We start from the raw sequence: 18056 nt of genomic DNA, 5'->3' as shown, positions 1-18056 counted from the left end.
CGACTCCTGCGCTTCGGGCCGTCGCCGCCCGCCCCTTTGAGGAGCCGAGAGATGCCGCCGGATCATCGCCCGTCCGAGGTCAGCCGCCGGATGTTCGGGACGACCGTGGGGGCCGCGGCGCTCGCCGCGGCGGGCCGGGCGTGGGCCCGCGACGACGCGCCCGCCATCATCGTGCCCGACCGCGCCCGCCCGGCGATCCCGTGCGGCACGGCCGGCGGCGACGTGTCCGCCCGCTCGGGCGTGGTCTGGGCCCGCACCGACCGCCCGGCCCGGATGGTCGTCGAGTGGTCCACGACCGGCTCCTTCCAGGACGCCCGCCGCGTGGTCGGCCCCGCCGCGCTGCCGGAGGACGACTTCACGGCGCAGGTCGTCCTGCCCGGGCTGCCGCCGGGCCAGACCATCTCGTATCGCGTCACCTTCCGCGACCTCGACTCGCCCAGGATCGTCAGCCATCCCGCATCGGGCTCGTTCCGCACCCCGTCGGACGGCCCGGCCGACGTCAAGCTGGCCTGGGGGGGCGACGTGGCCGGGCAGGGGTGGGGGATCGACCCGGCGCGGGGCGGGATGCGGATCTTCGAGTCGATCCGCCGCGAGGCGCCCGACGTCTTCCTCCACAGCGGCGACCACATCTACGCCGACAATCCGATCCTGGCCGAGGTCCCGCTCGGCGACGGGTCCGTCTGGAAGAACCTCGTGACCGAGGAGACCAGCAAGGTCGCCGAGACCCTGGCCGAGTTCCGGGGCCGCTACCGCTACAACCTCCAGGATGAGAACCTCCGCCGCTTCCTCGCCGAGGTCCCGACCCTGGACCAGTGGGACGACCACGAAACCCTGAACAACTGGTATCCCGGCGAGATCCTGGACGACCCCCGCTACGCCGTGAAGAGCGTGGACCTGCTCTCCGCCCGGGCGCGGCGGGCCTTCTTCGAGTACACCCCCACCCGCATCAATTCCGCCGACCGGGACCGTGTCTACCGCACGGTCCGCTACGGGCCCTTGCTGGAGGTCTTCCTGCTGGACCAGCGGTCCTACCGGGGCCCGAACTCGGCCAACCGCCAGCCCGAGGCCGGCGACGCGACCGCCTTCCTGGGGGCGGAGCAACTGCGCTGGCTCAAGCGGAGCCTGAAGGCCAGCACCGCGACCTGGAAGATCATCGCCAGCGACATGCCGATCGGCCTGATCTTGCGGGACGGCCCGGGCACGTGCGAGGCCATCGCCAACGGCGACGGCGGGCCCCCCTCGGGCCGGGAGCTGGAGCTGGCCGACCTGCTCCGCTTCCTCAAGGCCCAGTCGGTCCGCAACGTCGCCTGGCTCACGGCCGACGTCCACTACGCGGCCGCGCACCACTACGCCCCGGAGCGGGCGAAGTTCACCGACTTCGCCCCGTTCTGGGAGTTCGTGGCCGGCCCGCTCCACGCCGGGAACTTCGGCCCCAACCAGCTCGACGCGACGTTCGGCCCGAAGGTCCAATTCTGCAGCCTCCCGCCGGGCACCCGCGCCAACCAGCCCCCGTCGTCGGGGCTCCAGTTCTTCGGCATGGCCCGGATCGACGCCCGGACCCGGGCCCTGACCGTCTCGCTCCACGACGCCGGGGGGAAGTCGCTCTACTCGGTCGAGCTGCCCCCCGAGGTGTGAAGGAGAGACAACGCCTCAGCAACCGGGGTTGGTTGTACTCGGCAACCCCGGGGCGCGGCCGCTATAACCCGGCGGCCATGGCCAGATCGATGAACCGGGGTTGCCGAGTACGGTCAACTCCTGCCACCCGGCTGCAACAATGAGGTTTGGGATGACAGAACATGCGTCGGGACACAAAATCGCCGCGATGGCCAAGTTCTACTGTTTCCTGCTGCTGCTCAACGCTTGCCTGATTGCATACTTTTCAGCAAAAGCTCTCATGGGCCCAAAGAGCGAAAATTTCGATTTGATGAGGTTAGCCATCGTATTTTCGCCATCGATTTGCGTCCATTCCGTCATCGTTTCCCTCACAAGTTGCTCTGGTTGCTTGGGGAACGCCAAAGTTTTGCATCTAACCATATGGCTTTTCTTCTTGGCGATCATCTTGCTTCCATTCGCCACACTCTTCCTCTTATATCACCATTGAGTTTCGCCCCACGATCCGGCTGGGTGGCTGTGGTTGGCTTGCCAACCACGGCGCCGGAGAGCATGCGATGCCAAAGATCGGCCATCGATCCGGCATCCGGATGTTGCCACTCGGGGATCAGCACACCAACACCGACTCACCGGCGCCGTGGTTGGCAAGCCAACCACAGCCACCCAGAGGCGACGCAAATGGCTTCGTTCCGTCGGGACGACGCCGCAAATGGCTTCGTTCCGTCCCCGATTGAAATGGCCCTGGCTCGTCGGGGTCGAGGATGGCGTCTCGGCGGGCCATCGGGGCGTCGCGGGCCGTCCGGCAACCGCTTTCGGGGCGGCTCGGGCGGCACTTTTGCACCGGATTCTCAAAGAACGGGGGTTGATCGGGGACGATGGGCGTGCCGGGGCGGCTCCGGGCCGGGGGACGGCGGATCGGTCCTCGATTCGGGCTGTCGGCAGGGCGATCGTCAGTTGTCGAGGCGGTCGGCGCGGCGCTGTTTCGCCTGGCGGCGGGCCTGGGCCTTGAGCAGGACCGGGTCGGGACGGCGGGCCGGGGCGGGCTCCACGGCGACCGGCTCGGGCAAGGGATCGGCTTCCGGCTCGGGGGGCGAGGGCTCGGGCTGGGGGACCGCCTCCGGCGGCGGCGCCGGGGCCGGCTCGGGCTCGGGCTGGTAGAGGTGGGCCAGGTTGGGGTTGGGCAGGTGGTGCCTGGGCTCGACGTGGAGCTGGTGCAGGGTCCAGCGCAGCCGCTTGTGCAGGGCCGACTCTTGGCGCCGCAACTGGCGCAACTCGGGCGTCGATGGCTCGGCCATGTCGGCCATCGCCAACGCCCGATCCAGTTGGTCGGCCTCGGCCACCTCGACGCGGCGGGCGCGGAGGTCGGCGATCTCGCGGGCGGCGAGGTCGGCATGGGGAAGGCCCCGGCCCGGGGGCTCGGCGCGGAAGTCGGCAGGGGTGCCCAGCAGGTCGTGGGCCAGCGCGACGTGGGCCTCGGTCCAGGGCCGATCCTGCTCAACCTCGCGGGCCAGCAGCTCCCAGCGGCCGATCATCCAGTCGCAGCCCTGGGGCGTGCGCCGCAGCCGCTCGACGGCCTGGGCCGGCTCGAAGGGCAAACGAGAGGCGGCAACTTCGGCCTCGGCGCGGCGGTCGTCGTCCCAGAAGGTCTCGGCCCGCAGGGCGATCCGGTCGCGCTCGCGACGCTCGATCCGGGCCAGGCGATCGAGGCGGATGGTGGTGCGGGCGGCGTCGTCGGCGAGCCAGGCCTGCCAGTAGTTGCGCGGGTTCAGGGTGTGGAAGAACATCCCCTCGCGCTCCGCGACGTTCTGGATGTTCTCCGGGACGCGTTGGATCGGCGTGGCGTAGCCGTGGATCAGGACGTTGGAGTCGGGATACTTGCAGCCGGCGGGCGGGGCGAGGTCGGGTCGGGATTCGGCCATGGGTCGGTTCCACGCGGCGCGACAGGGTGCGAGGTTTTTACCCGACACTATCGTGAAATCGCGGGACCGTTAGCACAGTATTTGCGAAAATGGCCGAGCCGTCGTCCGGGCGGCCGGCGTTTCGGCGTCGACCGACCCCGGCGTCCCACCACCGATCGCGCCTCCTGACGACCCACCGATCGGGGTCCGCTTCGCGGAAACCCTGCCACCCGGCCGCCCAGGGGTTGCCCTAGGACGCCTTGCCGGCCCTCAGGGAGCGTGCATTGGACGACGGTTATTATTCCATCACGTACTGAACGGGGATCTGGGAATAACGCCTCAATGTTTTTGATCGTGTATTCCCAGGGCCATCCAGTACATCCTATGGACCATGCACAGGCTCTCGTCCGTTATATCATCCTTATTTATCGAACTATCATCGTTTCCGACATACTTCATGCTCGTGTATGTGTCCGCCTTGATCCCCAGGAATCCGATGCCGTACAAGATCCAGGCCATTGATTGCCTGAATGAATCCTCCTGAATGTCGGCATTGATGTACTTCTGGGCGAGTATCCCTAGCTTGCCTTCTGGTTGAGGATACTTACCAGAATGCTTGACGGCAAAGTTGAGGAGTTTGTCGCTATTCATTGTCCCGAGTCTGAAATGAGCTGGCATCTTTTTAAACATGTCGATGTAGTCAGAAAGGTCAGGATAGTCTGCTTGCCACTCCTGTTCCAAAGACCTTCGTCTATCATTCGAGTAATCGATTTCTGCAGCAAGCAACGTGCTTTTGGTGATCTGCGGTTTGTCGTAGGATTTCTTGATGCAGAAGTTGAAAAAGCTGATCAGGTCTCTGGGGCGTTTCAGCGTCCTGTCGATCATATATTGCAAGGCAGCATCTTGCTGCGACTTTTTGCCCATGCTGGGCAATATGTCCTTGTGGGTAATGGTGGCAACTGTGAAACTGTCACGAACCAACTGGTTGATCCTGGCGTCAACCAATTCCGCAAGCTGCTCAGGCGTCCACGTCAGGTCTAGAAAGAGTGACTTAATTTTCTCTTCCTGGTACCCCGGGCCTTTTATCTGCTTGAGCACACGCTCAACCAGATCCGTCCGCAGGCAAATGACAATCTTGACATTGTCTATCCTCTGGAACTCTCTGATAGTTTCGATCAAGGCGTAAATCAGTTTGTATCGAATGGCATCCTCTGCCCAGCCCTGATCCAAGTCGTCTATAACAATGAAATACGCATACCCAGTGTCATCATTTAGTTCCTTGACGAGCAAATCAAACATCTTATTAAGATCTTTGAGTTTTACACTGCTCACTATCTCCTGGCCGACTGCCCTCACCTCAGCCTTTTGTTCGGACGTCCACTTCTTCGACGCTTCTAGGTCTAGATCAAGTCCCGGGATTTTCTTCAACCCGCCCTTCAGTTGAGTCTCTGTTTTCTTGGTCGTCTCTTTAACCCGTTCATCCGGGTCTTTCCAGAACGAGTCCCCATGGTCTAGGGCGTGTCTGGCAATAGCCTCGGCCCATACGATTGGAGTGGACGGATCACCCCACCAGCACCCTCACGACCTTGGCTCAACTCCGACACGCCCTCTCCGACGAGCATTACGCCGCCATCGAGCCGCTCCTGCCCACCAACGCCCGGCCCGGCCACCCCTGGAAGGGGCACCGCCGGGTGATCGACGGCATCCTCTGGATCCTCCACACCGGCTCCCCCTGGCGTGACCTGCCCAGGCCAACCTACGGCCCATGGCAGACCGTCTACGAGCGGTTCAACCGCTGGGCCAAGGACGGGACCTGGGCCCGGCTGCTCGAGGCCCTGCATGTGCGGCTCGACGCCGCCGGCAAGATCGACTGGGACCTGTTCTGCATCGACGGCTCCTCGATCCGGGCGAGCCGCGACGCCGCCGGTGCCTCGCCGACCCACGGGACGGCCGCCGAGCCGGCCGACCACGCGTTGGGCCGCTCTCGCGGCGGCTTCGGTTCGAAGATCCACCTGATCTGCGACGGCAAGGGCCTCCCGATGGCGGTGACGGTGACCGCCGGCCAGCGGCACGAGGCGACCCAGTTCGAGGCGGTAATGGGCCGGGTACGCGTGCCCGGCCGGAGGGGCCGACCCCGGAGCCGGCCCAGGAAGTTGGCCGGCGACAAGGGCTATAGCTCGCGGAAGATCCGCCGATCCAACCGTCGCCGGGGGATCGCCTCGGTGATCCCGACCAAGTCCAATGAGAGGCGGGTCCGGGGGTTCGACAAGGCGTCGTATCGCCGTCGCAACGTGGTGGAGCGTTGCATCGGGTGGCTGAAGGATCGGCGGCGGGTTGCGACGCGGTTCGAGAAGCTGGCGGAGAACTTCGAGGCGATGGTCAAGCTGGCGATGCTTGAACGGTTGCTGAAGGCACTATTGCCAGACACGCCCTAGAAGGAATTGATACTGGGCCTTCTTTTCGTCAGTCCAATTGCTTTTCATGATCGTAAAGAACACCGATTGACTCTTGCTGTCGGTGATGCCATGTATCTTCTTGATCAATTCCACGGTAAAGATGTGACGCCATAGCAGCTTGAAGAACGGGTCAAGGTTTACACCGGCCTCGGCCACCATGACGAACAGAGGCGAATTACTGATAAACTCCACCGCAAGGTTAAATGGTGATATTTCGATCACATTGGGCTGGGTCTCCCGCAGCTTGCCGAGCAAAGCCGTCTTACCCGATCCCGTGCGGCCCACGATGATGCGTTGAGGGTTGGTGGGTTCGGTCAGGACGTTCAAATCCCCGGTGTCGATGTAACACGTCTCGAGGAAGTGACGATCATCCTCAGCGGCAGCCGCCCCTACGTTGGAGCTTTTCCGAAACTTGAAACTTCCGCTCGGTCTTGCGGCTGTCACTGGACGCTCCTCCCTTCGACTGATCCAACCCATCCACTATCTATAGCATGCTCCCACCATTCTTGGCGGAGGTCAATAATCGTGACCTGGAGGACAAGCTACCGATAGTGCCCCAGGTGCAAGGGTAAGCACCGGCACCGCCGTGAGGTCTTGCCCCTGACGATGCCTTGGAGCAGGTGGGCCTAGATCAGCCTCATCGTGGAGATGATGAACGACCGGCCCCGGACACCTTGGAACTGCGATCGATGCACGAGGTAGTTGAAAGGTGAAGGGGCCTGACGTGGCGCCGATCCCAGTGGGAAGAAAAGCAAAAGTTTGGCTCAACTTCTGGTGTCCCTGCCACCCAACGATGTCCGGCGAGTGGCCCGGACGGCCAACCGCCGGACTGCCAAACCCCGCCTCAGCGGGCGTCCTTGCGGAGCGGGCGGTAGGCGATGGCGCGGCGGACGGCGGGGGGTTGCGGGGCGTCGGGGCCCTTGACGGCGTGCCAGAGGATCTCGTTCAGCTCGAAGTCGTCGATCCGGTCGTACTCGCTGAAGTCCATCTTCGACGACCGGTCGGCGCCGTAGGCCAGGGCGGTGTTTTTGGCCTCCAGGTCGATGCGGGCGGGCAGGTGGTCGTAGGGGGTGAGGTCGGCCACGTCGGTGAACGACTCGAACATCGGCCGGGCGGCGGCGTCGAACTGGCTGAGCGGGGGGAGGCCCAGGATCAGCTCCATCGTGCGGATCATGCTGACGGTCTGGTACTGGGTGCTGTCCACCGCCTTGCGCTTGGTGTAGGGGCTGATGACCAGCCCGACGGTGCGGTGGGCGTCGACGTGGTCGGGGCCGTTCTGGGCGTCGTCCTCGATCACGAAGATGGCCGTCTCCTTCCAGTAGGACGACTTGCTGACGGCGTCCACCAGGCGGCCGAGGGCCAGGTCGTTGCTGGCCACGCACGCCTGCGGGGTGAAGGCGCCGGGGGTGGTGCCCGAGGTGTGGTCCTCGCCCAGGCTCATGACGATGAACCGGGGCAGGTTGCCGTCCTTCTCGAACTGGCGGAACTCCTTGAGGAAGGCCTCGACGTTGTCGGTGTCGCGGTCGCGCTGGCCGGCGACCCTGGTGATGCCGAAGTCGGGGGCCATGTGGCCGACCAGCCCGGGCACGGCGGCCTCGAACTTCACCGAGCCGTCGGGCTCGCTCACGCGCCGGCCGGCCTCGCGATAGCTGCGATAGGTCAGACCGGCGCGGGCGCAGGCGTCCCAGATGTAGCCGGAGGGGGCCTTGGTCAGGTTCCCCTCGTCGTCGTCGTCGATCCCCTCGCGGCGCGAGTAGGTCAGCATCCAGTCGCGGGCGATGTAGTCGGTGTTATAGGCCATGGTCGACCAGGGGTGGCCGTCGCGCGAGACCTGGCCGTTGCAGTACAGGTTATCCAGCAGGACGAACTCCTCGGCCAGCTTGTGGTGGTTGGGCGTCACCTCGCGGCCGAACATGACCAGCGAGGGGTCGCCGTTGCCCTTCTCGATGTCGCCGAAGACCTGGTCGTAGGTCCGGTTCTCCTTGATGATGTAGATGACGTGCTTGATCGGCGACGGGTCGCCGACCTTCGTGGGGATCGCCGTCTTGCCGGCGTAGGGGGCGTTGGTCAGAAGCTCGTCGGAATAGGGGCAGTTGCGGTAGACGGTGGCGGTGTAGGCGGCCAGGGCCTTCTCGTCGGGGATCGGCACGATCGACAGGGCGCCGGACATCGTGGTGCCGATGTGGGGGAACGGCCGGGCCGCCTTCTTGGACTTGCCCTTGGGCCTGGGCGGTTCGGCGAAGAAGGGGTTGGCGTGGGTCTGGTTCCCCTTGCCGACGCCGACGAGGAGGTTCTTGCCGTCGGGCGAGACGGCCACGGCGGTCGGGTACCATCCGGTCGGGATGAACCCGAGGATGCCGCTCTTGCCGGGCTCCTCGACGTCGACCACGGCCACGCAGTTGTTGTCGGCGTTGGCGACGTAGAGCGTCTCGCCGTCGGGGCTCACGGCCAGGGCGTCGGGCGTGCTCCCCTCGGGCGACCGGGGGAACAGGGCGGTCGAGATCGTCTCGATGACCGTGCCCCGCTTCGTGTCGATCACCGACACGTTGTTGCTGGAGGCGCAGGCCACGAACAGGCGATCGTCCTCCGGGTGGCGGGCGATCTGGTTGGGGTGCTCGCCCACGCCGATCTTGGCCACCACGCGGAGGTCGGCCGGGTCGATCGCCAGAACGGCGCGGCCCGCCCAGTCCGAGACATACAGCCGCGAGCCGTTGCGGGCGATCGCCAGGTCATACGGCTTGCCGCCGATGGCGGCCGTCCGCGTCGGGGCCTTGCCGGTGGTGTCGATGGCGGCCAGGGTGCCCGCGTCGACGTCCAGGGAATACAGGATCCTGGTGGCCGGGTCGAAGGTCACGCCGCCCTGGAAGCTCCTGGCCCGGGCGGCCTTCTCCTTCTTGGTCAGGTCGCCCTTGTCGGGCTCGGCGGGGCCGACCCGGGTGAGCGTCTGCCCCTTCAACTCGTAGGCGTGGCGGATGCCGCTCCCGCCGCCGGCCCACCACAGTCGGTTGGTCTCGGGGTCGTGGGCCAGGCCGAACCAGCTTTCGCGGACGTTCTGGCGGGCCACGACCTTCTTCTCGGCCAGGTCGACCAGGCTGAGGTCGTGGTCGTTGTAGCCGTTGGAGGTGACCAGGGCGTGCTTGCCGTCGGCCAAAGGCAGGACGTTGAGCGTGAGGTCGGGCAGGGGGACCTGGTCGCCGGCCGGGGTGATGGTCCAGCCGTTGGGCAAAAGGTATCCCCCCGCGACCGGGCCGGCCGTCCGGGGGGCCTGATCCGGCTGCGGCGGCTTCTCCTGGGCCAGCAAAGGGACGGCCAGGGTGGCCGCCAGCGCAAGGGCCGCGGCCTGGAGTCGGGTGGGCTGGGTCATGCGATCATCCTCGATGGGGTCGGACTCGGGGCGAGGGCCACGAGGGCGATGATCGCGCGCCGCCGCGGCGGATCAAGCCGGGGGTGCCCGGATCGCGGCGATTCACCGAGGGCGGCGGGTATTCCAACATGGCAGGGCCCGGCCCGGGATCCCGACGGACGCCTCGCCTATCCCCGGCGAACCCTTCGCCGACGAGGCGTTCACGTCAGGCACGAACGCGGGGGACGGGCCTTTTTGCAAACGGAACCGATGAAAAACGAACAGATGCAAACCTCCGAGGCACCGGGACGACATTTTGAGCATCCGAGACAACGGCGAGGTGATACTCTGCCCGGTGGCCTATCATCACAGATTGGGCGCATGCTATGACGAATGCGGCGAAAGGATTCAGGACCGTCGCAGGGACGCCCGGAGGCCCCGCACGAAAGCCCCGCCTAAATCCCCACCCATGCCCCACGCCACGCTCACGCAGCGGACCGCCCACGTCTGGCCGGTTCCGCTCGCCAGCTCCCGCCGCGCCGCCCCGGCGAAGGCCCCCAGCGCCCGATCCGCCCGCTTCGCCCCCAGGCGAGGTGGCATCGACGCCATCCGCCTGATCACCGCGCTCGCGGTCGTCGATTTCCACGCCCGGGGTTCGCACGGCCACCTGGGCTCCTGGCGGATGCCCACGATGGCCCTGATCGGCTGCTGGTTCGCCGCCGAGTCGCGAGGCAACCCCCGCGTCTTACTGCGGAACTTCGCGATCTGGGCCGGCCTCCAGGCTCTGGCCAACGGGGTCATCGCGGCGCGTCATCAGCGGGCGGTCCTCGCCGCGGTGTTCGAGTCGGTGATCTGCTCGCAGTTGTGGTACGTCCCCTTCGCGCTGGCCTCCGGCTTCATCGTGCGCAAGGCGATGGGCGGCTCCGCCGCGGCCGGCGCCGCGGTCGCCACGACGGCCCTGATCGCGATCCCCTGCCCGATCCCCGCCGGCATGGCGAGCCGCTGGTGGCAGGTGGTCCCGTGCATCGGCCTGGCCGTGCTCTGCCGGACGTCCCTGCACGGGCGAGGCCCGGCGATGCTGGCCCTGGCGATGTCGTTGCTGGCGGTCCCGGGGGCCTCCGGCTATTCGATCGCGCTGGTGTTGCTGGTGGCCGGCCGGTCCGTCATGCTGCCGGGCGGCGCGACGCTGGCGGCGCTGTCGCGGGCGATCTTCTGGAGCCACCCGCTGGTCGCCCTGGTGTTGTACAAGTTCCGGGTTCACGGCCCGGGCGAGGCGCTGGCGGCGTCGCTGGCGACGGCATGCCTGATCGTGGCGACGAGGCTCCGGAAATACGCCTGAAACCCGACGTGACGCGGGCGAACTTCGCGGGCCGGCCCGGCCATCTTCCTTTTCCGATCGCACCGGCCTTCGATTTGCTGCATCGGCGAGTCGCGGCGAACCGACGGGGAAGGGGGGAGCGACCATGCGGCGAGCGACCTTGCGGACCGCGGGCGTGTGGGCCGCGTCCCTCTCGGCGACCACGCCCGCGCGGGCCTGCCCCCTGTGCGTGTCCGAGACGGGCCGGCGGGTGCGGGCGGGCATCTTCGACGCCGACTTCGGGTATCACCTCGCGGCGACGTTCCTGCCCTTCGCCGTGTTCCTGGCGATCGTCGCGCTGATCCACTTCGGCCCGCCGTGGGCGAATCCGCCGGCCGATGCGGCCCACCCTCGGGAGGACCCCTCATGGAACGCGCGATGAACCGCAGGCCTTTGATCGCCGCCGGGACGCTGATCGGCATCGGCATGGGCGGATTCGTGGATGGCATCCTGTTCCACCAGATCCTCCAGCTCCACAACATGCTCTCGGCGAAGTACCCGAAGGCGGGCGTCGACCCGGCGACCGCGCTGGCCAACGTCGAGATCAACATGTTCTGGGACGGCCTGTTCCACGCCGGCACCTGGGCGATGACCGCCCTGGGGATCGCCCTGCTGTGGCGCGCCGCCGGACGGCCGGACGTCCCCCATTCGACCGGGACGCTCGCCGGGTCGCTCCCGCTGGGCTGGGGCCTGTTCAACCTGGTCGAGGGGCTGATCGACCACCAATTCCTGGGCATCCACCACGTCGTCGAGTCCGGGAATCACCGGCTCTGGGACCTGGCGTTCCTCGGCTCCGGCGTCGCCCTGATCCTGGCCGGCTGGGCCGCGATCCGGGCGAACCGGGGCGACGGCCTCGCGAGGACCGCCCCGCCCGACGCCCCTCGGGCAACGTAAGGGCAACGCCAAACCCAAGGCCGGAAGCCCGGCGGACGCACCGACGAGCTTCCAACCTTGGTTTCAGGGACGATCGCCCCCCGGGTGTACCCCCTCATCGTTCGTAGTGGTCACGCTCCACCCCGTCGAAAGCAGCCCGAGTTGCGGCAGCACTTCTTGAACAGGAGGCCGCTGCCGCACGGGCACGGGTCGTTGCGCCCGAGCTTCTCGCGGAGTTCCTTGTCGCCGTGGACGATGCGCAGGCCGCGTTTCACGTGGGTTTCGCTGGGGATACCCCCGGCGACGCTTGCTCATGACCTCGAAAGCAGGGCGGATCGTCGCGGAATTCGCGTCGCATGGCACACCTCCTCGGATCGATGGGGCGTGGGCCCGGGGCCCCGGGACGGGACCAGCTTCGGCCCATGGTCGGGGAGACAGGGCCGGGGGCGTCCTGGTTCGCGACCCCGGCGAACCCGTCGGCCGATCGGCCTGTCAGGATCGCGGGGCCGGGTGGCCCCCACGCCCAGGAGATCTATCGATGATGACCCGCCGATTCGGAACGGACTCGAAGACGCTCGCGATCCGGGCGAGATCCGCCACCTGAAGGGCCGGCTTCGGCCCGGGACGGACCTCGCCGCCGTGAGGGGACGCCACCGCATCTCCCCTCCGGTTGCCCCCGCACGTCCCACGAGGCCGATCCCATGCCGACCACACCTTCGCGCAGGAACTCCGCGAACGCCGCCATCGACCGGGCGATCCGGGACGCGTTCGCCACGATACCCGCCCACGATTCCGCCACGTCGACCGCCTTCCGGCGGCTGCTCCAGCAAGCCCGCCGTTCCGACCTCCTCCGCGCCGGTCCGGGCGGCGGGCGGCCCGGGGAGGAGGGCCGCGGCGCGTTCGTCGCTGGCCTCCGCTCGCTGGCCGATTTCGACTGGATCCGCCCGGCCGAGGACTGGGAGCCGGCCGGATCCGGCCCGCTGCCCCGGTTCGCGTCGCTGGCCGGGCACCTGCTGGCGGCCTACCCGGTCCCCGCCTTCATGGCCTCCGCGTGGCTTGGCGGCATGGCCGGCGAGGCCCGGCGGCGGCAGCGTTGGTACGCGCTAATCGGGTCCGGGCGGAACATCCGCCACGCCGACCTGCCGCTGCCGTACACCAGGAAGATGGCCCACCACTTCCTCCAGGCCCCCGACCACCTCTCGATCGACGAGGCGCTGCGCTGGGGCCAGGTCAGGGGGATGGGCGGGTCGAAGGCGCTGGCCCGGGCGGTCGTCGCCACCCGTTTGGGCGGGTCGTTCGAGTCCGAGGAGTTCTGGACGACGGTCGTCCGGTTCTTCGCCCATCACCCGGACTTCGACCTCGATCAGGTCGGCCCGGTCGTGGAGTACCTCCACCACCAGCGATTCGTCTTCCAGGAGGCGTTCGCCGGCGGCGGGGAGTGGTTCGACCTGGGCCCCCCGCAGCCCGACCTGACCATGAAGGGCCGCACGCCGCGGTCGCTGATCAGGCAGTCCCGCGAGTGGCATCGGCGGCCGAGAACCCCGGCGAAACTCGCCCCGATCCGGTGGGAACCCGCGGCCATCGCCGCGTATCGCGACGTCGAGGGGCACGACCCCGATGGCACGCGTTGCTGGACGATCCAGGAACTGACCTGCGGCGAAGCCCTCCGCCGGGAAGGGCAGGCGATGCAGCATTGCGTGGGGAGCTATGCCCACGCCTGCCGACGCCGGGACACCTCGATCTGGTCGATGCGATTCGAGCACCGAGGGCGAAAATATCGGGTGATGACGATCCAGGTCGACCCGGCCACCCGGACGATCGTCCAGGCCAGGCGCCGGGCCAACGCCCCGCCCAACGAGAAGACCCTGGGCGTGATGCGGCGGTGGGCGGAATCCGCGGGGCTGACGTTCGCCATCGGGCTCAAGGAGGCCCTCGACCGCACTGTCGAGCCCGCCGGCGATCCTGCTCTGGCCGATCCCGGCGGGTGAGGGCGGGTCGTCCGGTGATGCGCCCGGGCGGATCCGGTAGAATCGGAGAAGCTCTGCGGGTGATTGGGCGGTCCGTCGTGCGAGGTTGGCGGGAGGTCGCGATGGTGGTGAATGGCCGGATCGATGATGGCGTGGCGATCCTGAGCAACTTCGGCGGGCTGATGAACGACCCCAGGCACTTCGACGCCGGGCGGGAGGTCCGCGGGTTGCTCGATCAGGGCATCCGCAAGTTCGTCCTGGAGATGGCCAACATCCGCGAGATGGGCGACTCCGCGCTGGGCCTGATGGTGACGATCACCCGCCAGATCCGCCAGGCGGGCGGGCAGATCGTCCTGGCGAAGCCGGCCCGGGCCGTCGTCGAATACATCGAGATGATGCAGATGGACGACTACTGGGATACCGCCCCCAGCGTCGATGAGGCCAAGGCCCTCCTGCCCGGCGCGAAGTAGGCCCGGCGGAAGCGTTCCTTCGGAGGGTGGATCATGGGGCACCTCGTGCTGCTGGGAGACTCGACGCTCGACAACCTGGCCTACGTCCGGGGCGGCCCGGCCGTCATCGAACAGGTTCGCGACCACCTGCCGGGGGGCTGGACCGCGTCCCTGCTCGCCGTGGACGGGGCCCGGATCGATGGCGTGCCCCGGCAACTCGACCGGCTCCCCGAGGATGCCAGCCACCTGGCCCTGAGCATCGGCGGCAACGACCTGCTCGCCGAGTCGGGCGTCCTGGAGAAGCCGGCGGGGTCGGTCGGGGCGGGGCTGCTCCTGCTGGCCGAGGTCCGGGATCGGTTCGAGGCGGCCTACGCCGGGCTCCTGCAACGCGTGATGGCGACCGGCCTGCCCCTGGTCGTCTGCACCGTCTACGAGCCCCGGCCGCCCGATGCGATCCAGCGACGAGCGACCGCGACGGCGGTGGGCCTGTTCGACGACGTGATCGTGCGATCGGCCCGGCGCGCGGGCGTGCCGGTGCTGGACCTGCGCGCGGTCTGCTCGGGGGACGCCGACTTCGCCAACCCGATCGAGCCGTCGTCGGCCGGCGGCGACAAGATCGCCCGCCACCTCGTCGAGATCGCCCTCCGCCACGACTTCGGGGGCCGGCGGGCCGTCGTGTACCCGTCGCCGGGCTGATCGGGGCCCGGCTGGACGGGGCGTCGTAGAATGGCGTTCATCGGGGGGCGGGTCGCGAGGCCGTCCCCGGCCGACCGCCCCCGACGCCCCCCACCGGAATGCCCCAGGATGACGATCCCCCGGATCACCCCGATCGCCCTCGGCCTGTTGGCGGTGGTCGGCTGCACGCCCGATGCCCCGATGCCCGCCAGGGCCCCCGACCGGATCACCCAGGTCTCGGTCATCAACGCCCTGATGGTGGGCCGCTATGATGGGGTGATGCCGATGTCCGAGTTCCTCCGGCTCGGCGACTTCGGCGTCGGCACGCTCGACCACCTCGACGGCGAGCTGACGGTCCTGGACGGGCTGGCCTTCCAGGTCCGGGGGGACGGCTCGGTCCACCCGGTCGGCGACGACCGCTCGGTCCCCTTCGCCAGCATCACCCCGTTCGACAGCGACGGCGAGTTCCCGCTCTCGGCCGTCGGCAGCCTGGAAGACCTCGACGCCCGCCTGGGCGCGGCGCTGCCCCAGAAGAACAGCTTCGTCGCCATCCGGGTCGATGGCCGGTTCTCCTCGATCACCCTGCGGAGCGTCCACCGCCAGGAGCCGCCGTATCGGCCGCTGGGCGAGGTCGCCAAAACCCAGTCGATGTGGACCCGCGAGGATCTGGCCGGGACGCTGGTGGGGATCCGCAGCCCGGCCTGGGTCGGGGGGATCAACGTCCCCGGCTATCACTGGCACTTCCTGTCGGACGACCGCAAGGTCGGCGGGCACGTGCTCGACTGCCGCGCCGGGGCGGTCCGGGTGCGTTACGACGTGTGCCAGGAATGGATGGTGAAGCTGGACGGCACCCCCGGCGCCGACCAGGCCGACCTGGCCCAGGACACCAGCAAGGACCTGCGGCGGGTGGAAAGCTCCCGGGGCGACGACCGGGAGCGTTGACCGGGCCGGGGATCAGGGCTTCAGGCCGGGGATCTTCTCCATCACCCCGGTCATCACGCCCATCTTGCCGTTCATCTCGGCCAGCTGGGCGTTGCTCTGCCGCATGTTCCGGTTGGTCTCCTCCATCTGGCCCAGCGTCTTCTCCATGTTCTCGATCGTCTTCGCCATGTTGCCGTTGGAGACGTCGATCTTGGCGTTGGACGCATCGATCTTGGCGCTGGAGGCATCGACCCGCTCGATCGACTTCTCGACGACCTCGATGCTCCGCCCCACCTGGCGGCTGGACTCGACGATCAGCCGATTCGACTCGACCACGTTGCGGTTCGACTCGACCATCAGGGCCCGGGATTCGGCGATCTCGCGGTTCGATTCGACCATCAGGGACCGCGACTCGGCCACCTGCCGGTTCGCCTCGGCGATCTGGCGGTTGGCCTCGCCCAGTTGGGCATTCGTGGCATCCAGGCGCTCGATGGTCGCATCGACGCGCCGGAGGATGCTGCACCCGGGCAGCATGAGGAGGGCGAGCCCGGCGATGAGAAGGCGGATCATCCTGATCTCCTGTTCCTGGTCCGATCGAAATGCGCGAGTCCCCTCATGGGCAATCGGCCCGTCGTCCCATGAACCGGAGGCGCAAGCCGGCCATCGCCGCCGGGCGGCGGCGATGGCGCGGGTCGTGACGATCGTCCCGCCCGATCGGGCGGGGCCGGCGGGCGATCGGCCCAGGCGGTCACGATCTCCGCCTCCGGGTGGCTTCCGGGTGGCTGTGGTTGGCTTGCCAACCACGGCGCCGGCGAGCACGCCGCGAGCGACTGCACGCCGGAGTCCACGGAAGTGATCCGGTGCCATGATGGCCATCGCCCCGCGATCGAGGCGCCGGCGCCGTGGTTGGCAAGCCAACCACAGGCACCCGGCGCGATTCGTGACGATGATTCCGACGGGCCAGCGTGAGGGGCCGGCTCAGGCCGGGGCGATCTCGGGGACCTCGAACGGCTTGCGGTACTCGCGGCGGGAGAGCTTGTTGGCGGCCTCGGCGTGGTCGCCGACGAACCGGCCCTTCTCCTCGTCGTAGGTGACCCAGGGCCCGAGGGCGGCCGGGGTGGCGGCCAGGTCCACGCCGTTCTCGCCGAGGTAGGCGCGGCAGCGTTCGAAGGCGTCGGCCATCTCGGCGTTGCCCGAGACGGCGTCCCGGATGGCGTCCGGGGCCATCTGCTGGCCGATCCGGTAGGAGACGTTGGCCATGTGGCAGCCGGCCGTCGAGCGGTGGCCGTCGAGCGCCTCGGCCCCGAGGTCGGCGTGCTTCCGGCTCCGGACGCCCTTGAGGAACTTGGACAGGTGGATCTGCTCCAGCGTCTTCGCGGAGTCCCCCGCCCCGAGATCCTTCATCTTCTTGCCCTGGCGGTCGTAGAGGGCCCCGCCCGTGGCGTCGCCGGCGAAGTAACCCCCCTCGCAGTCGATCAGGATCCCCTTGTTCTGGCCGCGATATTTCCCGATCGCCTCCTTCTTGGTGGCGACGTTGCGGACCTCGCAGATGATCGGGGCGGGCTGGTAATCCAGCAGGGTGATGTGGGTGTTGGCCGTCTCGGCGCAGTCGCGGGGGCCGAACCGGCCGGCGATGCTCATGGCCCGGGGCGGGGTCCGGTCCTGGCCCAGGGCGAAGCGGCACAGGTCGATCACGTGGATGCCGTTGTTGCCCATCTCGCCGTTGCCGGTGTCCCAGAACCAGTGCCACTCGTAGTGCATCTGCTTGCGCATGATCGGCTTCGGGGCGACCGGGCCGCACCACAGGTCGTAGTCGGCGGTGGCCGGCGGGGCGGTCGGGCCGTCGACCGTGCCGATCCCCTCGCGGGCCCGGTACACCAGCGCGTGGGCGAACCGGATCGCACCGAGTTCCCCGCCCCGCAGGCGTTCGAACACGCCCGGGAGGAACGGCCCGGTGCGGTTCTGGGTGCCGACCTGGACCATGCGGTCGTACTTGCGGGCCGCCGCCACCATCTGCCGGCCTTCCCACAGGTCGTGCGAGAACGGCTTCTCGACGTACACGTCCTTGCCCGCCTGGCAGGCCCAGACGGTCGCCAGGGCATGCCAGTGGTTGGGCAGGGCGATGATCACCGCGTCGACGCCCTTGTCGTCGAAGACCTGGCGGGGGTCGTGGTAGGCCCTGGGCTTCTCGCCGGCCTTGTGGGCCGCGGCCATCTCGCGGTCGAGGTGGGCCTGGTCGGCGTCGCACAGGGCCACGATCCGGGCACCGGTGATCTCGCGGAGCCGGCCGATCAGCTGGTGGCCGCGGCCCCCCACGCCGCCGACGGCGGTGGTGGACCCCATGCCGATGACCGCGACGTTCACCGCCTCGTTCGGGCTTCCCGCCTGCGCCCCGGCGCCGAGCAACAGCCGCGGCATCCCCATCGACAGGCCGGCGGCCATCGAACCCGTCAGGAAATTCCGGCGTGGGATCGGTCTCATATCCCTGCTCACTTCGGGCCTGGGG

The 18056-nt window shown here is 68.1% G+C and carries 17 protein-coding genes; 9 read left to right on the top strand and 8 right to left on the bottom strand.

The window, feature by feature from the left end:
* Window positions 1–51: 51 nt before the first annotated feature.
* Window positions 52–1635 (top strand): alkaline phosphatase D family protein, encoded by a 1584-nt coding sequence (locus tag TA3x_RS00850; RefSeq protein ID WP_435018219.1) that lies wholly within the window; start codon window positions 52–54, stop codon window positions 1633–1635.
* Between the two features lie 198 nt (window positions 1636–1833).
* Here TA3x_RS00850 and TA3x_RS00845 read toward each other — a convergent pair whose 3' ends face one another.
* The 3 genes from TA3x_RS00845 to TA3x_RS00835 all read right to left on the bottom strand — a co-directional run bounded on the left by TA3x_RS00845 (window position 1834) and on the right by TA3x_RS00835 (window position 5039).
* Entirely contained in the window at window positions 1834–2058 is a 225-nt protein-coding gene (locus TA3x_RS00845; RefSeq protein WP_435018218.1) for a hypothetical protein, read from the bottom strand.
* Window positions 2059–2561: 503 nt separating this feature from the next.
* Window positions 2562–3530 (bottom strand): hypothetical protein, encoded by a 969-nt coding sequence (locus TA3x_RS00840; RefSeq protein WP_435018217.1) that lies wholly within the window; start codon window positions 3528–3530, stop codon window positions 2562–2564.
* 318 nt (window positions 3531–3848) lie between these two features.
* Window positions 3849–5039 carry a P-loop ATPase, Sll1717 family gene (locus TA3x_RS00835; RefSeq protein WP_435022467.1) on the bottom strand — a complete coding sequence of 397 codons (1191 nt, stop codon included), beginning with the start codon at window positions 5037–5039 and terminating at the stop codon, window positions 3849–3851.
* A 56-nt stretch (window positions 5040–5095) separates the two neighbouring features.
* Between TA3x_RS00835 and TA3x_RS00830 the strand changes: the two genes are divergently transcribed.
* Window positions 5096–5944, top strand: coding sequence for an IS5 family transposase (locus TA3x_RS00830; RefSeq protein ID WP_435022289.1), 849 nt, complete (start codon window positions 5096–5098; stop codon window positions 5942–5944).
* Here the strand turns inward: TA3x_RS00830 and TA3x_RS00825 are convergent.
* Together TA3x_RS00825 and TA3x_RS00820 are read right to left on the bottom strand one after the other, a co-directional pair.
* Complete coding sequence (locus tag TA3x_RS00825) at window positions 5924–6409, bottom strand: hypothetical protein (RefSeq protein ID WP_435018216.1); 486 nt, start codon at window positions 6407–6409, stop codon at window positions 5924–5926. The genes TA3x_RS00830 and TA3x_RS00825 overlap by 21 nt on opposite strands.
* Before the next feature lie 400 nt (window positions 6410–6809).
* Complete coding sequence (locus TA3x_RS00820) at window positions 6810–9329, bottom strand: alkaline phosphatase family protein (RefSeq protein ID WP_435018215.1); 2520 nt, start codon at window positions 9327–9329, stop codon at window positions 6810–6812.
* Between the two features lie 448 nt (window positions 9330–9777).
* Between TA3x_RS00820 and TA3x_RS00815 the strand changes: the two genes are divergently transcribed.
* The 3 genes from TA3x_RS00815 (at window position 9778) to TA3x_RS00805 (ending at window position 11559) form a co-directional block, all read left to right on the top strand.
* Window positions 9778–10647: a hypothetical protein gene (locus TA3x_RS00815; RefSeq protein WP_435018214.1), complete on the top strand. Its 870-nt coding sequence runs from the start codon at window positions 9778–9780 to the stop codon at window positions 10645–10647.
* A gap of 124 nt (window positions 10648–10771) precedes the next feature.
* Window positions 10772–11047, top strand: coding sequence for a hypothetical protein (locus TA3x_RS00810; RefSeq protein ID WP_435018213.1), 276 nt, complete (start codon window positions 10772–10774; stop codon window positions 11045–11047).
* Window positions 11032–11559 carry a DUF2243 domain-containing protein gene (locus TA3x_RS00805; RefSeq protein ID WP_435018212.1) on the top strand — a complete coding sequence of 176 codons (528 nt, stop codon included), beginning with the start codon at window positions 11032–11034 and terminating at the stop codon, window positions 11557–11559. Before TA3x_RS00810 ends, TA3x_RS00805 begins: the two co-directional genes overlap by 16 nt.
* A gap of 110 nt (window positions 11560–11669) precedes the next feature.
* Here the strand turns inward: TA3x_RS00805 and TA3x_RS00800 are convergent, their stop codons facing one another.
* Complete coding sequence (locus TA3x_RS00800; protein ID WP_435018211.1) at window positions 11670–11813, bottom strand: SEC-C metal-binding domain-containing protein; 144 nt, start codon at window positions 11811–11813, stop codon at window positions 11670–11672.
* Between the two features lie 426 nt (window positions 11814–12239).
* On the opposite strand from TA3x_RS00800, the gene TA3x_RS00795 reads away from it, so the two are divergent.
* From TA3x_RS00795 to budA, 4 genes are all read left to right on the top strand, one after another.
* A complete protein-coding gene (locus TA3x_RS00795; RefSeq protein WP_435018210.1) occupies window positions 12240–13526 on the top strand; it encodes a PcfJ domain-containing protein in 1287 nt (428 codons plus the stop codon).
* Between the two features lie 101 nt (window positions 13527–13627).
* Complete coding sequence (locus tag TA3x_RS00790; RefSeq protein ID WP_435018209.1) at window positions 13628–13975, top strand: STAS domain-containing protein; 348 nt, start codon at window positions 13628–13630, stop codon at window positions 13973–13975.
* 33 nt (window positions 13976–14008) lie between these two features.
* Window positions 14009–14650, top strand: a complete 642-nt coding sequence (locus TA3x_RS00785) for an SGNH/GDSL hydrolase family protein (RefSeq protein ID WP_435018208.1) — start codon at window positions 14009–14011, stop codon at window positions 14648–14650.
* Between the two features lie 108 nt (window positions 14651–14758).
* Window positions 14759–15571 carry an acetolactate decarboxylase gene (budA, locus tag TA3x_RS00780; protein ID WP_435018207.1) on the top strand — a complete coding sequence of 271 codons (813 nt, stop codon included), beginning with the start codon at window positions 14759–14761 and terminating at the stop codon, window positions 15569–15571.
* A gap of 12 nt (window positions 15572–15583) precedes the next feature.
* On the opposite strand, the gene TA3x_RS00775 is transcribed toward budA, so the two are convergent.
* Both TA3x_RS00775 and TA3x_RS00770 read right to left on the bottom strand, forming a co-directional pair.
* Window positions 15584–16120: a hypothetical protein gene (locus TA3x_RS00775; RefSeq protein WP_435018206.1), complete on the bottom strand. Its 537-nt coding sequence runs from the start codon at window positions 16118–16120 to the stop codon at window positions 15584–15586.
* Window positions 16121–16528: 408 nt separating this feature from the next.
* Window positions 16529–18031 (bottom strand): Gfo/Idh/MocA family protein, encoded by a 1503-nt coding sequence (locus tag TA3x_RS00770; RefSeq protein ID WP_435018205.1) that lies wholly within the window; start codon window positions 18029–18031, stop codon window positions 16529–16531.
* Between the last annotated feature and the right edge of the window lie 25 nt (window positions 18032–18056).

Origin of the sequence: Tundrisphaera macrotermitis, assembly GCF_051175315.1 — a bacterium.
In the GTDB taxonomy this organism is placed as follows: Bacteria; Planctomycetota; Planctomycetia; order Isosphaerales; family Isosphaeraceae; genus Tundrisphaera.
The sequence above is the reverse complement of the archived record's forward strand: the minus strand, read 5'-3'. Positions and strand labels throughout refer to the sequence as shown.

Excerpts from the sequence above, each read along its gene's own strand:
- TA3x_RS00850 (WP_435018219.1), top strand. The coding sequence starts at position 52 with ATGCCGCCGGATCATCGCCCGTCCGAGGTCAGCCGCCGGATGTTCGGG.
- budA (WP_435018207.1), top strand. The coding sequence starts at position 14,759 with ATGACGATCCCCCGGATCACCCCGATCGCCCTCGGCCTGTTGGCGGTG.
- TA3x_RS00805 (WP_435018212.1), top strand. The coding sequence starts at position 11,032 with ATGGAACGCGCGATGAACCGCAGGCCTTTGATCGCCGCCGGGACGCTG.
- TA3x_RS00840 (WP_435018217.1), bottom strand. The coding sequence starts at position 3,530 with ATGGCCGAATCCCGACCCGACCTCGCCCCGCCCGCCGGCTGCAAGTAT.
- TA3x_RS00815 (WP_435018214.1), top strand. The coding sequence starts at position 9,778 with ATGCCCCACGCCACGCTCACGCAGCGGACCGCCCACGTCTGGCCGGTT.
- TA3x_RS00795 (WP_435018210.1), top strand. The coding sequence starts at position 12,240 with ATGCCGACCACACCTTCGCGCAGGAACTCCGCGAACGCCGCCATCGAC.
- TA3x_RS00790 (WP_435018209.1), top strand. The coding sequence starts at position 13,628 with ATGGTGGTGAATGGCCGGATCGATGATGGCGTGGCGATCCTGAGCAAC.
- TA3x_RS00810 (WP_435018213.1), top strand. The coding sequence starts at position 10,772 with ATGCGGCGAGCGACCTTGCGGACCGCGGGCGTGTGGGCCGCGTCCCTC.
- TA3x_RS00775 (WP_435018206.1), bottom strand. The coding sequence starts at position 16,120 with ATGATCCGCCTTCTCATCGCCGGGCTCGCCCTCCTCATGCTGCCCGGG.
- TA3x_RS00820 (WP_435018215.1), bottom strand. The coding sequence starts at position 9,329 with ATGACCCAGCCCACCCGACTCCAGGCCGCGGCCCTTGCGCTGGCGGCC.
- TA3x_RS00845 (WP_435018218.1), bottom strand. The coding sequence starts at position 2,058 with ATGATCGCCAAGAAGAAAAGCCATATGGTTAGATGCAAAACTTTGGCG.
- TA3x_RS00770 (WP_435018205.1), bottom strand. The coding sequence starts at position 18,031 with ATGAGACCGATCCCACGCCGGAATTTCCTGACGGGTTCGATGGCCGCC.
- TA3x_RS00785 (WP_435018208.1), top strand. The coding sequence starts at position 14,009 with ATGGGGCACCTCGTGCTGCTGGGAGACTCGACGCTCGACAACCTGGCC.